Annotated in this window: 12 protein-coding genes; 11 read left to right on the plus strand and 1 reads right to left on the minus strand. The window is 65.0% G+C overall.

Annotated features, from left to right (window positions below):
* Window positions 1-52 precede the first annotated feature (52 nt).
* From denD to FXB40_RS07080, 8 genes are all read left to right on the plus strand, one after another.
* Window positions 53-1039, plus strand: coding sequence for a D-erythronate dehydrogenase (denD, locus tag FXB40_RS07045; RefSeq protein WP_148771470.1), 987 nt, complete (start codon window positions 53-55; stop codon window positions 1037-1039).
* Between the two features lie 30 nt (window positions 1040-1069).
* Complete coding sequence (locus tag FXB40_RS07050) at window positions 1070-2050, plus strand: sugar kinase (RefSeq protein ID WP_187436707.1); 981 nt, start codon at window positions 1070-1072, stop codon at window positions 2048-2050.
* Between the two features lie 13 nt (window positions 2051-2063).
* The gene (eda, locus tag FXB40_RS07055; RefSeq protein WP_187436708.1) at window positions 2064-2714 is read left to right on the plus strand and encodes a bifunctional 4-hydroxy-2-oxoglutarate aldolase/2-dehydro-3-deoxy-phosphogluconate aldolase; all 651 of its coding nucleotides are present in this window, start codon (window positions 2064-2066) and stop codon (window positions 2712-2714) included.
* 60 nt (window positions 2715-2774) lie between these two features.
* Entirely contained in the window at window positions 2775-3944 is a 1170-nt protein-coding gene (locus FXB40_RS07060) for an acetyl-CoA acetyltransferase (protein WP_148771473.1), read from the plus strand.
* A gap of 198 nt (window positions 3945-4142) precedes the next feature.
* Entirely contained in the window at window positions 4143-4349 is a 207-nt protein-coding gene (locus FXB40_RS07065) for a hypothetical protein (RefSeq protein ID WP_148771474.1), read from the plus strand.
* A 126-nt stretch (window positions 4350-4475) separates the two neighbouring features.
* Window positions 4476-5675, plus strand: coding sequence for a CaiB/BaiF CoA transferase family protein (locus tag FXB40_RS07070; protein ID WP_148771475.1), 1200 nt, complete (start codon window positions 4476-4478; stop codon window positions 5673-5675).
* A gap of 10 nt (window positions 5676-5685) precedes the next feature.
* On the plus strand, window positions 5686-6822 hold the full coding sequence (locus FXB40_RS07075) for a thiolase family protein (protein WP_148771476.1): 1137 nt from the start codon (window positions 5686-5688) through the stop codon (window positions 6820-6822).
* Window positions 6819-7178 (plus strand): Zn-ribbon domain-containing OB-fold protein, encoded by a 360-nt coding sequence (locus FXB40_RS07080; protein ID WP_148771477.1) that lies wholly within the window; start codon window positions 6819-6821, stop codon window positions 7176-7178. Before FXB40_RS07075 ends, FXB40_RS07080 begins: the two co-directional genes overlap by 4 nt.
* 457 nt (window positions 7179-7635) lie before the next feature.
* On the opposite strand, the gene FXB40_RS07085 is transcribed toward FXB40_RS07080, so the two are convergent.
* On the minus strand, window positions 7636-8394 hold the full coding sequence (locus FXB40_RS07085; protein ID WP_148771478.1) for a FadR/GntR family transcriptional regulator: 759 nt from the start codon (window positions 8392-8394) through the stop codon (window positions 7636-7638).
* 126 nt (window positions 8395-8520) lie between these two features.
* Here FXB40_RS07085 and FXB40_RS07090 point away from each other — a divergent pair, with 126 nt between their 5' ends.
* From FXB40_RS07090 to FXB40_RS07100, 3 genes are read left to right on the plus strand one after another with little or no spacing between them, the layout of a single operon-like run.
* Window positions 8521-9912: an aspartate aminotransferase family protein gene (locus FXB40_RS07090; protein WP_187436709.1), complete on the plus strand. Its 1392-nt coding sequence runs from the start codon at window positions 8521-8523 to the stop codon at window positions 9910-9912.
* 20 nt (window positions 9913-9932) lie between these two features.
* Window positions 9933-11537, plus strand: a complete 1605-nt coding sequence (locus FXB40_RS07095) for an ABC transporter substrate-binding protein (protein ID WP_148771479.1) — start codon at window positions 9933-9935, stop codon at window positions 11535-11537.
* Between the two features lie 12 nt (window positions 11538-11549).
* On the plus strand, window positions 11550-13778 hold the full coding sequence (locus FXB40_RS07100; RefSeq protein WP_148771480.1) for a N,N-dimethylformamidase beta subunit family domain-containing protein: 2229 nt from the start codon (window positions 11550-11552) through the stop codon (window positions 13776-13778).
* The last annotated feature ends 48 nt before the right edge of the window (window positions 13779-13826 follow it).

Here is a 13826-nt window from a genome sequence, read left to right on the forward strand (position 1 = left end):
CGCCAGACCTTTCAAGAGCGGCGCGTTCCGGCCAATAAGAAGGAGTAGGCTCTTGCACATTCTGGTTCTGGGCGCTGCCGGCATGGTCGGCCGCAAATTGTGTGAACGTCTCTTGCGCGACGGCCGGCTCGGCAAGAGCGACATCACCAAGCTGACCATGCACGACGTGGTCGAGCCCAAGAAGCCGAAGAAGGCCGGTTTCCCCGTCGAGACCGTCTCGGGCGATTTCGCCGTCCCGGGGGCTGCCGAAAAACTGATCGCCGGCCGCCCCGACGTGATCTTCCATCTCGCCGCGATCGTCTCGGGCGAGGCCGAGCTCGATTTCGACAAGGGCTACCGCATCAATCTCGATGGCACGCGGATGCTGCTTGATGCTGTCAGGCTCGTCGGCGGCGGCTACAAGCCGCGCGTGGTGTTCACGTCCTCGATCGCGGTGTTCGGCGCGCCGTTCCCGGATGCGATCGGTGACGAGTTCTTCCACACGCCGCTGCTCAGCTACGGCACCCAGAAGGCGATTGGCGAGCTGCTGCTGGCGGATTATTCGCGCCGCGGCTTCCTCGACGGCATCGGCATCCGCCTGCCGACCATCTGCATCCGTCCCGGCCTGCCCAACAAAGCGGCATCGGGCTTCTTCTCCAACATCCTGCGCGAGCCGCTCGCCGGCAAGGACGTGGTCCTCCCGGTATCCGAGGACGTTCGCCACTGGCACGCCACGCCGCGCTCGGCGGTCGGCTTCCTGCTCCATGCCGGCACCATGGATCTCGCGACCGTCGGCCCGCGCCGCAACCTGACCATGCCGGGCCTGTCGGCCACGGTCGGAGAGCAGATCGCGGCGCTGAAGCGGGTTGCCGGCGACAAGGTCGCGGCCCGCATCAAGCGGGAGCCGGATCCCTTCATTATCGGCATCGTCGGCGGCTGGCCTCGCAATTTCAATGCGAAGCGGTCGCTCGAGCTCGGCTTCACCACTGCCGAGAAGACGTTTGACGATATCATCCGCATTCACATCGAAGACGAGCTCGGCGGCAATTTCGTCGCCTGATCGTTAGAGATGAACAGCGTGGATATGACGATGGCGAGCGTTGCTTGCATCGGTGAATGCATGGTCGAGCTCCGGCAGGCCCAGGGTGGACATTCCACCGGCCAGTCTGCCGGACAGGGCGGTGGCCTGTTCTCGCGCGGCTTCGGCGGCGACACTCTCAACACGGCGGTGTATCTGGCGCGGCTCGAGGTCAAGGTCGACTATCTCACCGCGCTCGGCGACGACGGCATGAGCGAGGAGATGATCGCGGCCTGGAATGCCGAGGGCGTCGGCACGCGACGCGTGGTGCGGCTGCCGGGCAAGCTGCCCGGCCTCTACATGATCCAGCTCGATGCCAACGGCGAGCGCCAGTTCTTCCACTGGCGCGACAGTGCGGCCGCGCGCCAACTGATGAGCCTGCCGGAGACCGACGAGCTGCTCAACTCGCTGATGAGCTACGACATCATCTATCTCTCCGCGATCACGCTCTCGATCTACGACGCTTCGGGGCGCGATCGCCTGTTCGCGGCGATCAAGCGCGCCCGGCTGCTCGGCACCCGCTTTGTGTTCGACACCAACTTTCGCGCACGCGGCTGGCCGGATCGCGACGTCGCGCGCGAGGTGTTTGCCGCAGCCTTCGCGGCGGCCGACATCGTGCTGACCTCGACCGAGGATCTGCTCGCGCTCTATCCCGGCGAGAGCCCTGAGCAGCTAATGGCGCGCATCCCCACGCCCGAGCTGGTGTTCCGCCTCGCCGAGCCCGTCAGCCTCTTACGCTTCCCGGGCGGCACGAGCGAGGTCCGCGCCGAACCAATGACCAAGCCGGTCGTTGACACCACGGCGGCCGGTGACAGCTTTGCCGCCGCCTATATCGCGGCCCGGCTCGGCGGTTCCGATTCCGTCGAGGCGGCCCATGCCGGGCATCGCCTCGCCAGCCTCGTGATCTGCTATCCCGGTGCCATCATTCCGGGCTATGCCATGCCGCCGAAGAAGCGGCACCGGCCGGCGACCACGCGTCAAGCGACCAAGTGAAACGAAAGCCAAGATGACCACGACTGCCCAACAGAACCACCTCGTCGCGCTGTTCAAGGCCGCGACCGTCATTCCCGTCCTCACCATCGAGCGTATCCAGGATGCCGTGCCACTGGCGAAAGCGCTGGTTGCCGGTGGCGTGCGCACGCTGGAGGTGACCATGCGCACCCCCGTCGCGATCGAGGCAGCGAGGGCGATGATGGCCGAGGTCCCCGAGGCGGTCGTCGGCATCGGCACCATTCTCAATCCGGCCGACTTCACCCGTGTCGAGAAGCTCGGCGTCGCGTTCGGCATCAGCCCGGGCCTGACCCCGGATCTGCTGAAGGCCGCCACCCATAGCTCCCTGCCGTTTGCCCCGGGCATTGCCACCGCGTCCGAGCTGATGATGGCGCTGTCCTACGGCTTCGACGTCGCAAAATTCTTCCCGGCCGAGCAGGCCGGCGGCATCAAGGGCCTGCGCGCGCTGGGCGGGCCGTTCCCGAATGTGCGGTTCTGCCCGACCGGCGGGGTCGGCGAGGCCAATGCGGCGACCTGGCTCGCGGAGCCCAATGTGGTCGCGGTCGGCGGTTCCTGGCTGTGCCCGATGGCGGAGATCCGGGCCGGGAACTGGGCCGGCATAACTGCCATCTGCCAGCGCACCCTCCAGGCCCTTAAACCCGCGTGAAGTCTTGCCATCCCTGGGCTAAGACTTAGGTCAGCAAGAGACCGCCAGGGAGAAAAGACCATGACCGCCAGCATCGTCGGATGGGCGCATACGCCGTTCGGCAAGTTCGACACCGAAACCGTCGAGAGCCTCGTCACCCGTGTCGCCAACGAGGCGATGGCCGATGCCGGCATCTCGGCCTCCGATGTCGACGAAATCGTGCTCGGCCATTTCAACGCCGGTTTCTCGGCGCAGGATTTTACCGCCTCGCTGGTGCTCCAGGCCGACCCGAAACTGCGCTTCAAGCCGGCGACCCGCGTCGAGAACGCCTGCGCGACGGGATCGGCTGCCGTGCATCAGGGCCTGCGCGCGATCGCCGCAGGCGCCGCTAGAATCGTGCTGGTCGTCGGCGTCGAGCAGATGACCCGCACCCCGGGTCCGGAGATCGGCAAGAACCTGCTCAAGGCGTCCTACCTGCCTGAGGACGGCGACACCGTCGGTGGCTTCGCCGGCGTGTTCGGCAAGATCGCCAGCTCCTATTTCCAGAAATACGGCGACCAGTCCGATGCGCTGGCGCTGATCGCGGCCAAGAACCACAAGAACGGCGTCGCCAATCCCTTCGCCCAGATGCGCAAGGATTTTGGCTTCGACTTCTGCCGCGCCGAGAGCGAGAAGAACCCGTATGTCGCGGGTCCCCTGAAGCGCACCGACTGCTCGCTGGTCTCGGACGGCGCGGCCGCGCTAGTGCTGGCGGATGCCGAGACCGCCAAGGGCATGGGCAAGTCGATCGGCTTCCGCGCCACCGCGCATGCGCAGGACTTCCTGCCGATGTCCAAGCGCGACATCCTTCAGTTCGAGGGCTGCACCATTGCCTGGCAGCGCGCGCTGGAGCAGGCCGGCGTGACGCTGTCCGATCTCTCCTTCGTCGAGACCCATGACTGCTTCACCGTCGCCGAGCTGATCGAGTACGAAGCGATGGGCCTGACGCCGAAGGGGCAGGGCGCCCGCGCCATCAAGGAGGGCTGGACGCTCAAGGACGGCAAGCTGCCGATCAATCCGTCCGGCGGGTTGAAGTCCAAGGGCCATCCGATCGGCGCCACCGGCGTCTCCATGCACGTGATGACCGCGATGCAGCTCGCAGGCCAGGCGCCCGAGGGCATGCAGCTCAAGAACGCAAAGCTCGGCGGCATCTTCAACATGGGCGGCGCCGCGGTGGCCAACTACGTTTCCGTGCTGGAGCCGTTGAAGTAGGTCTTGTAGGGTGGGTTAGACAGTGACTGCGCGAAGCGCAGTCGCTGGCGTAACCCACCTCTTCTGTGTCCGAGTGGAAAGTGAAGTGGTGGATTACGCCTTCGGCTAATCCACCCTACGGCCTTTGCGCTAGATCATGATGGGCACGCTACGCTTTGCCCACCTTACGGCTCCTGATCGATTTGCGAGACATATATCATGAGCAATAACTACGAATCGTCACTTTCTATCGACGCCCTCAACGATCGCATCGCGATCCTCGAGGACAATATTCGCCAGCTGATCGAGCAGGCCGCGGCCGCCTCGGGCGAGCAGAACGAGTCGCGCATCGCCGACCGCATCAGCCAGCAGAACGACGAGCTCGATCGTCTCATCAAGATCCGTGAATCCCGCCAGAAGAAATAGCCGTAAGCATCGGCCTGCGCATGCGGCCATACGCCGGCCGCCCTTGCGCGTACGGCGCTGCTGCCCTTAGCTGGACCGAATTCGCGGGGCCGCTTTGAGAGAGCCCGCGCCATCGGGAGCGAACGAATGGGGCCGCTGAAAGGCATCAAGGTCGTCGACATGACCACCGTGCTGATGGGGCCTTATGCGACCCAGATGCTCGGCGATTACGGTGCCGACGTCATCAAGGTGGAGTCGCTCGACGGTGACGTCACCCGCCTGATCGGCCCGATGCGGCACACCGGCATGGGCCCGGTGTTCCTCAACACCAACCGCAGCAAGCGCTCGATCTGCCTCGACCTGAAGAAGCCCGCGGGGCGTGAGGCCGTGCTGCGGCTGCTGAAGGACGCCGACGTTCTCGTCTACAACGTCCGCCCGCAGGCGATGGCGCGGCTTCAACTCGGCTACGACGTCGTCTCCGCAATCAATCCGCGCCTCGTCTATGCCGGTGTATTCGGCTTCGGACAGGACGGGCCCTATGCCGCAAAACCTGCCTATGACGATCTGATCCAGGGCGCCACCGCGCTGCCGGCGCTGATGGCGCAGACCGGCGACGGCGTGCCGCGCTACGTGCCGAACGCGCTGGTCGACCGCATCGTCGGCCTCACCGCCGTTGGCGCGATCTGCGCCAGCCTCGTGCACCGCGACCGCACCGGCCACGGCCAGCGCGTCGACATTCCCATGTTCGAGACCATGGCCGGCTTCGTCATGGGCGACCATATGGGCGGGCTCACCTACGAGCCGCCGCTCGACAAGGGCGGCTATGCCCGCCATCTCTCGCGCGACCGCAGGCCTTACAAGACTTCCGACGGCTATCTCAGCGTCATCGTCTACAACGACAAGCAGTGGGAGAACTTCTTCAAGGCAACAGGCCGCGACGACCTGCGCGCCGATCCGAAGTTCGCGACCTTCGCCGGCCGCGCTGCCAATATCGACGTCGTCTACGCCGAGCTCGCCCGCATCTTCGAGACGCGCACCACGGCCGAATGGATCGACCTGCTGACCAAGGCCGACGTGCCCGTGATGCCGATGCATGACCTCGCGTCGATCCTGCATGACGAGCATCTGGAGGCGACAGGCTTCTTCCCGGTTGTGAACCATCCGACCGAAGGCCCGATCCGCAGCATGAAGGTGACGGCGACCTGGTCGGAGACCGAGGCCGAGCCGGTGCGACTGGCGCCACGCCTCAACGAACACGGCGCAGAGATTTTGCGCGAGATCGGCTACTCCACTGATGCGATCGCCGCCATGGTCCGCGACGGCGTCACCCGCCCGGCGCCGGAATAGGGAGGGCACCATGAGTTTCATTACCGGTGTCGGCCTCACGTCCTACGGCAAGCATGAAGGCTCGACCTCGCTCGACCTGATGAGCAGGGCGGCGCAAGCCGCGCTCGATGATGCCGGGCTGAAGCGAGCCGACATCGACGGCATCCTCTGCGGCTACTCGACCGTCTCGCCGCATATCATGCTGGCGACAGTGTTTGCCGAGCACTTTGGCATCCGCCCGTCTTACGCCCATGCCGTGCAGGTTGGCGGTGCCACCGGGCTCGCGATGACGATGCTCGCGCATCACCTCGTGGTATCAAGCGTTGCGCGCAACGTGCTCGTAGTCGCCGGCGAGAACCGCCTGACCGGGCAGAGCCGCGATGCCTCGATCCAGGCGCTGGCGCAGGTCGGCCATCCCGACTACGAGGTGCCGCTCGGCCCGACCATTCCCGCCTATTACGGTCTCTTCGCTACCCGCTACATGCACGAATACGGCGTGACCGAAGAGGACCTCGCCGAATTCGCAGTGCTGATGCGTGCCCACGCCTGCACGCACCCCGGCGCGCAATTTCACGATCCCATCACGGTCGCCGACGTCATGGCCTCGAAGCCGGTCGCGATGCCGTTGAAACTGCTGGACTGCTGCCCGGTGTCTGACGGCGGTGCGGCCTTCGTCATCAGCCGCGAGCGAACCGGCGAGGCCGGCGTGCGCATCCGTGGCTGTGCTCAGGCCCATACCCATCAGCACGTCACCGCTGCGCCCGGCTTGAGTGAACTCGGCGCCGAGATCTCCATCGCGCGCGCCAAGGAGGCCACCGGCCTTGCGATCTCCGACGTGCGTTACGCCGCGATCTACGACAGCTTCACCATCACGCTCGCGATGCTGCTGGAAGACCTCGGCCTTGCCGGCCGCGGCGAGGCGGCTGCGCGCGTGCGTTCCGGCCATTTCAGCCGTGACGGCGCGATGCCGCTCAACACCCATGGCGGCCTGCTCAGCTACGGCCATTGCGGCGTCGGCGGCGCCATGGCGCATCTGGTCGAAGCGCATTTGCAGATGACGGGGCGGGCAGCTCACCGCCAGGTGCGCGACGCGTCGATTGCGCTGCTGCACGGCGACGGCGGCGTGCTGTCGTCCCATGTCAGCATGTTTCTGGAGCGGGTGCGATGAGCGAACGAGGAGCGGATTGGACCAGGGGTGAGCAGGCGATCACGTACCAGAGCTGTATCGCATGCGGCCATGTGCAATATTTCCATCGCGCGTTCTGCGCCGCATGTGGAACCGCCGATCCGCGCGAGGCGCGCGCCAGCGGCAAGGGCAGGGTCTATGCGACCTCGCTGGTCTGCCGCGCCGCGACGCCGGAGACGCGTGCGCACGTGCCCTACAACATCCTGCTGGTCGATTGCGCCGAGGGATTTCGCATGATGGCCCATGGCGACGACGGGCTCGCCATCGGCGATGCGGTCACGACGAGCTTCAAGGCGTTTGCCGGGAAGCTGGTGCCGTTCTTCACGAAGGAAGCGTAGCGGGATTCCGTCATTCGGGGGCGGTCCAAGGGACCGAGCCTGGAACGGGTATTCTGGGCCTGGCCTGTGCGAGAGCCACCCCGGAATGACGAAAACTCTGGAAACTCTGGAACTCTAACTCAACGCCCGTAGAACAAGATGCTGGCGATGACGAGCATCGCCATCACCGCCAGCATGTGCGCGAGCGCTTCCGAGGCCGCCCCCTTGGTGGCTTCCTTCATGCCGTTTTCTCCCTAGACTTGGGCGTGACTCATCGTTGCGCGGTGAGCGCAAAGACGGCCAATTATTTTACTCGGAACACCCCACTTCGAGTATTCACCGCGATCTAGTCCCCACGCGGCGAATATCGACTGTGCCAAGGTCGATCAGCAATGCGGCGGCATTTTGACTCGATGTTGTTGCTCCTGCGGTCGCACAGCGCAGAGTTTGCGGAAACTTTATTTGACCGCGACAAGTTTCATCGAGTTTTCTTGGCGGAGTTCGTGGACGATTTGGGTGCGGCCATTGATTTGGCATTTGAAGCCACCATCAGCGCGTCCCTGATATTGTTGAGGTGACGCGTCATCGCGTGGCTCGCCTTGCGTGGGTTCCTCGCCTGAACGGCTTCGAATATGGCCTCGTGATCCCTGACCCACATGGGACGATAGTCCTCCATCTGCATGTGGTTGTGAATCTCTTGCCAGATGCCGGACTCGGTCTGCGCGCGCCACAGCGAGTCGCAAATCGACACCAGCGTGCCGTTCCCCGTCGCTTCGGCCAGCACCACGTGGAAACGGTGGTCTGACGTGTCGGCCTCACGGCCCTGCGCGTGTTCCCAGCGCATCATGGCAAGCGCTTCGGCCAGCTGCGCGAAGCTCGTCTCCGACGCGCGCTGAGCGGCGATCGCCGCAATCTGCGGCTCGATCAACTGGCGCGCCTCCAAATTCTCGAACGGCCCGAAGCCTTCGAGCGCATGCACGTCGGGCGTTTCCTGGCGGCTGATCACGTAAACGCCGCTGTTGCTGCGGACCTTGAGCATCCCGGCCATCGCCAGCGACAGGATGGCCTCGCGCACGGTCGGCCGCGACACGCCGAAGGTTTTCGCGAGGTCGCGTTCAGCTGGCAGGCGCTGGCCGATCCCGTAGCTTGCCTGGATCATCGCAGTGATGCGCCGGGCGACGATCTCGAAGCTGCGTTCCGGCCTGGAGGGAGGATCTGGTAACATCGCGATGCTCATCAGCTGTTTTTTTGAGTTTGACAAGCCGACGCGCCAAAGCCAAGGTGGTCAGACCAATTTGGACTGACCAATTTGGTCGGCCGGGACCGGATAGGTGTCCTGGGCGGGAAGACGGAGCGTCTGCGCGTGTCCGACAGAAGACTGAATTCAGCCGAGGCGCGCGATATCGCGTTCCATCTGCACTCGCAGACCAACCCGCAGCGCCATGCAGAAATCGGACCGTTGATCATGGCGCGCGGCGAGGGCGTCCATGTCTATGACGCAAACGGCAAGCGTTATCTGGAAGCGATGGCCGGCCTGTGGTGCACCTCGCTCGGCTTTTCTGAGACGCGGCTCAAAGCGGCAGCAGCGGCGGCCTACGACAAGTTCGGCTTCTATCACAGCTTCAATCACAAGACGCCGGACAACACGATCGACCTCGCCGAGAAGCTGGTCGAAATCTCGCCGATCCCGGATGCGCAGGCCTATTTCGCCACGTCGGGTTCGGAAGCCACAGAAACTATGGTGAAGCTCGCCTGGGTCTATCACGCGGTCCGCGGCAAGCCCGGCAAGCGCAAGATCATCGCCCGCGACCGCGGTTTCCACGGCTCGACCATCGTCGCTGCGTCGATGTGCGGCTTGCCGCGCATGCACCGTGAATTCGGCCTTCCGCTCGACAGCTTCCTGCACACGCATTGCCCGGATGCCTATCGCGGCACCAGGCCGGGCGAGAACGAAGCGGCCTTCGTCGACCGGCTTGCGGCCGACCTCGAAGCGCTGATCATGGCTGAGGGCCCGGACACGATCGCCGGCTTCATCGCCGAGCCGATCAACGCCGGCGGCGGCATCGTCGTGCCGCCGAACGGTTATTTTGCCAAGGTTGAAGCGGTGCTGCGCCGTCACGACATCCTGGTGCTTGGCGACGAGGTCGTGTGCGGATTTGGCCGCACCGGCAATTGGTTCGGCTACCAGACGGTCGGTATGAAGCCGGACATGGTGGCGCTCGCCAAGGGCATCACCTCGTCCTATTTCCCGATGTCGGCCGTATTGCTGGGACGTCCGATTCAGGACGCGCTCGCCGAGATGAACAAGGGCGGTGAGTTGTTCGGCCACGGCTTCACCAATTCCGGCCACCCGGTCGGCGCGGCCATCGCGCTCGAAACGCTGAAGATCTATCACGAGATGGATGTGGTGCCCCATGTCCGCCGCATGGGCGGCAGGCTCCGCGCCGGACTGGACCAGATTGCGCGGGACTCGCGCATCGTGGGCCAGGTGCGGGGCGAGGGGCTGATGATCGGGGTCGAGCTGGTCGCCGATCCCGCGACGCGACAGGCCTTCGATCCGGCGCTGAAGGTCGGCGCGATGTTCGACGCATGCGCGATCGACAACGGCCTGATCATCCGCGCCATGGGCGACACGATCGGGTTCTGTCCACCGCTGATCATCGACGAAGCCGGGGTCGATGAGGCCCTCGATCTCTTCGCGCGAACCTTGTCCGGCGTCGAAGCCAGGCTCGCCGGGAACCGTCCATCCGCGTAACTCCTTGAGGAGACCATAACATGCGCCGTCGAGACCTGCTTCGTTCCACACTGGGCGCCGGTCTCGGCGCCGCCTTGGGATCGACCTTTCCGATGCCGCGGCTGGCCCGCGCACAGGGCGCGCGCGTGCTGCGCTTCGTGCCGCAGGCCGATGCGGCGATCCTCGATCCGATGATCACCACCGGCCTCGTCAATCGGAACCACGGCTTTCTGATCTGGGACACGCTCTACGGCGTGGACGAGAAATTCCAGGTCCAGCCGCAGATGGTCGCCGGCCATACCGTCGAGAACGACGGCAAGCTGTGGACGATGACCCTGCGGGACGGGTTGAAATTCCACGACGGCGAGCCCGTGCGCGGACGCGACGTGGTGGCAAGCCTGAAGCGCTGGGCCTCGCGCGATGCCTTCGGCAATTCACTCTTCACCCTGGTGGACGAACTCTCGGCGCCGGACGACAAGACCGTGCGCTGGCGTCTCAAATCACCATTCCCGATGCTGCCTGAATCGCTCGGCAAGGTCGGCGCCATCGTCGCCTTCATCATGCCGGAACGTCTGGCGCAGACGGACAGCGTCACGCCGGTCAAGGAACTGATCGGGTCCGGTCCGTTCAAATTCCAGGCTGACCAGCACGTGCCCGGCGCACGGCTGGTCTACACGCGCTTCGATGGCTATGTGCCGCGCTCACAGGGAACGCCGAGCCAGCTTGCCGGTCCGAAGATCGCCAATTTCGACAGGGTGGAGTGGCAGGTCATCCCGGATCCGGCGACAGCGGCGGCCGCGCTTCAGCAAGGTGAGATCGACTGGTGGGATCAGCCCATCGTCGATTTGCTGCCGACGCTGAAGGCCAACAAGATGCTCAATGTCGAACTGCTCGACCCGATCGGCAATGTCGGCGTGCTGCGCTTCAACCATACCCAGCCGCCGTTCGACAATCCGGCGATCCGCCGGGCCGTGCTCTCCGCAATCAGCCAGAAGGACTTCATGTCCGCGATCGCGGGCGAGGACACCAATCTCTGGCGCGACAAGGTCGGCTACTTCGCACCCGGCGGCAACATGGCCAACGATGCCGGCATGGACGCGCTCACCGGCCCGCGGGATATCACGGCCGCGGCCAAGGCGATCAAGGATGCCGGCTACAAGGGCGAGAAAGTGGTCCTGATCGCGCCGGGCGATTTCCCGGTTATCGGCCAGATGAGCGAGGTGACCGCCGATCTGTTCCGCAAGCTCGGCTTCAATCTCGACTATGCCGTCATGGATTGGGGCTCGATGCTGCGGCGGATGGCCAACCGCGAGACGCCGGACAAGGGCGGCTACAGCGCCTTCTGCACCTATTCCGCCGGCGTGACGCAACTGAATCCGTCCGCGCACAACTTCATTCGTGGCAGCGGCGACAAGGCGACCTTCGGCTGGGCGAAGAGCGAGAGGCTGGAGCAGTTGCGCGATGCCTGGTTTGCCGCGCCCGATGCCGCGGCGCAGGCCAGCATTGGCGTCGAGATGCAGAAGCAGTGCTTCATCGACGTTCCCTACGTGCCGCTGGGTGTGTTTTATCAGCCGACGGCCTACAGGAAGAACCTGACGGGTATGCTCAAGGGGCTGCCATTGTTCTGGAACGTGCGCCGCGCCTGAAGGGGATTTTTGATGCTTGCGATCACCGGCTACGCGGACCGCTGGAGCGTGCGCCAGGGCGGCGACATCAAGTTCATGATCGCCGTCAAGGGCGGCGGCCGTTATTCGGCGCGGATCGCCCGCGTGATCTGCGGTGATCCGAACCCGAAAGGACCCGGCTATCGCGAGATTCCGGTCAGATGGGATCTCGAGGGCCAGCACGACGGCATCGAGCAGACCATCGCGAAGGGATCGTGGGTCGACATACCCGCGCTGGCGCTGCCGGGCGGCCCGGTCGGCTTTGCCGTGACGATCTGGCCGACCTTGCTCGCCGCGGGCAAACAGGCGGTGCTGAACTGGGCTGGCGTCGGCGGCTCGCTCACGCTTGGCATCGGTGAGCGGGGCGCTTTCGCTCGCCTTGCGACCAGCGCGGGAATGATCGAGGTCGAAACCGGCATCGCGCTCACCGAGCGGGCCTGGCACGATATCGCCTGCCTGTTTGACCCGGCGACCGGGGTTTTGTCGATCGCGCAGGCGCCGCGCAAGATCAGGCTCGACCACGACGAGCGTGCGACGAAATCGTCGGGGGTGCCACGCACCGCGTTGGCCGGCGCCGGTGCGGCCGCGATTGCGGCGGAACGCGAGGGCCAGCGTGTGGTCCACCATTTCAACGGCAAGATCGAACGACCGCGCATCACCAATGGCGGCACCGGCCTCGACGGCCTCATTGCCGCGCAAGGCTCCGGCGCCGCCGCGCCTTCGATCGTCGAATGGGATTTTTCTATCGGTATCCCGACCGACATTGCGACCGATATCGGGCCTGCCAAGGCGCACGGCATCTGCATCAATCTGCCGACGCGTGCGATGACCGGCTCGCGCTGGACCGGCGGCGTGACGCATCGCTGGACGGAAGAGCCAAAACTCTGGGGCGCGATCCATTTCCACGACGACGACATCGGCGATTCCGGCTGGCAGCCCTCACTGGCGTTCACGGTGCCGGAGGACTGGCAGAGCGGCGCCTATGCGCTGCATCTCGAAAAGGACGGCGCGCGCGACAATATCGTCTTCTATGTCCGCGCCAGGGTGCCGGGATCGCAGGCCAGGGTGGCGTTCCTCGCACCGACCTTCAGCTACACGGTCTACAGCCAGTATCAGAAGAGGGGCCGGCAGGCCCTGATCACGGAGCGGTCGCTGGCCTGGGGGGCGCTGGCACAGGCGCCGGATGGTCATCCGGAATACGGCGTCTCGCCCTACAACTTCCATTCGGACGGCAGCGGCGTGGTGATGTCGACCATGCGTCGCCCGCTGATCGACAAGCGCGTCAACCAGATCCATCTGGTCGATCCCAGCGACGATGGGTCCGGCCTGTACTGGATCTCAGCCGACAGTGCGATCACCGACCTCCTGACCCGCAAGGGCATCGACTTCGAGGTCATCACCGATCACGACGTCCACGCCGAGGGCGTCGACCTGCTGTCGAAATATTCGGTCGTCCTGACCGGACAGCATCCGGAATACCACACCCACGAGACTCTCGATGCGCTCAGTGCCTATCTCGGCAGCGGCGGCCGCTTCATGTATCTCGGCGGCAATGGCTTCTACTGGAAGGTGGTGCCGCACGCGACAGGCACCTGGGCTTTCGAATTGCGACGCGCCGAGGGCGGCATCCGTCTCTGGGAAACGCTGCCCGGCGAGAGCTATCACGCGTTCGACGGATCCTATGGCGGCCTGTGGCGACGACTCGGCCGCCCGCCGCAGGCGCTGGTTGGCGTCGGCTTCAGCACGCAAGGGGAGTACAAGGGGTTTCCCTACACCTTCCTCGACGGCATTCTCGATCCGCGCGTCGCATTCATGCGCGAAGGGATCGAGGATCTGGCGAGGCCTGGTCACAAGCTTGGTGAGCGCGGCTTCATGGGCGGCGGCGCGGCCGGCCATGAGCTCGACCGCGCCGACACGCGCCTTGGCACGCCGCATCATGCCATCATCATCGGCCGCGCCGTCCTTGACGACCCGACCTATCAGCCCGTCAACGAAGAGCGTTATGACCACACCTGGCCGGCCAGGCGTGAGGAGATCATCCGCTCCGACCTCACCTTCTTTGAGACGGGAGGCGGCGGCGCGGTGTTTTCCGTCGGCTCGATGAATTTCATCGGCGCGCTGCCGGTCGATGGCTACGCCAACGTGGCGGCCCTGCTGGTCACCAACATTGTCAGGCGCTTCGCCGATTCCACGCCATTTCCGGTGCCAACAATGGCGCCATGATGTTGCTCTCGGGTCGAGCCCCGATTAATCTTGGAGGTTCTTAGAAAA

It is taken from the genome of Bradyrhizobium rifense (assembly GCF_008123425.1).
GTDB classification, from domain to species: Bacteria; Pseudomonadota; Alphaproteobacteria; order Rhizobiales; family Xanthobacteraceae; genus Bradyrhizobium; species Bradyrhizobium rifense.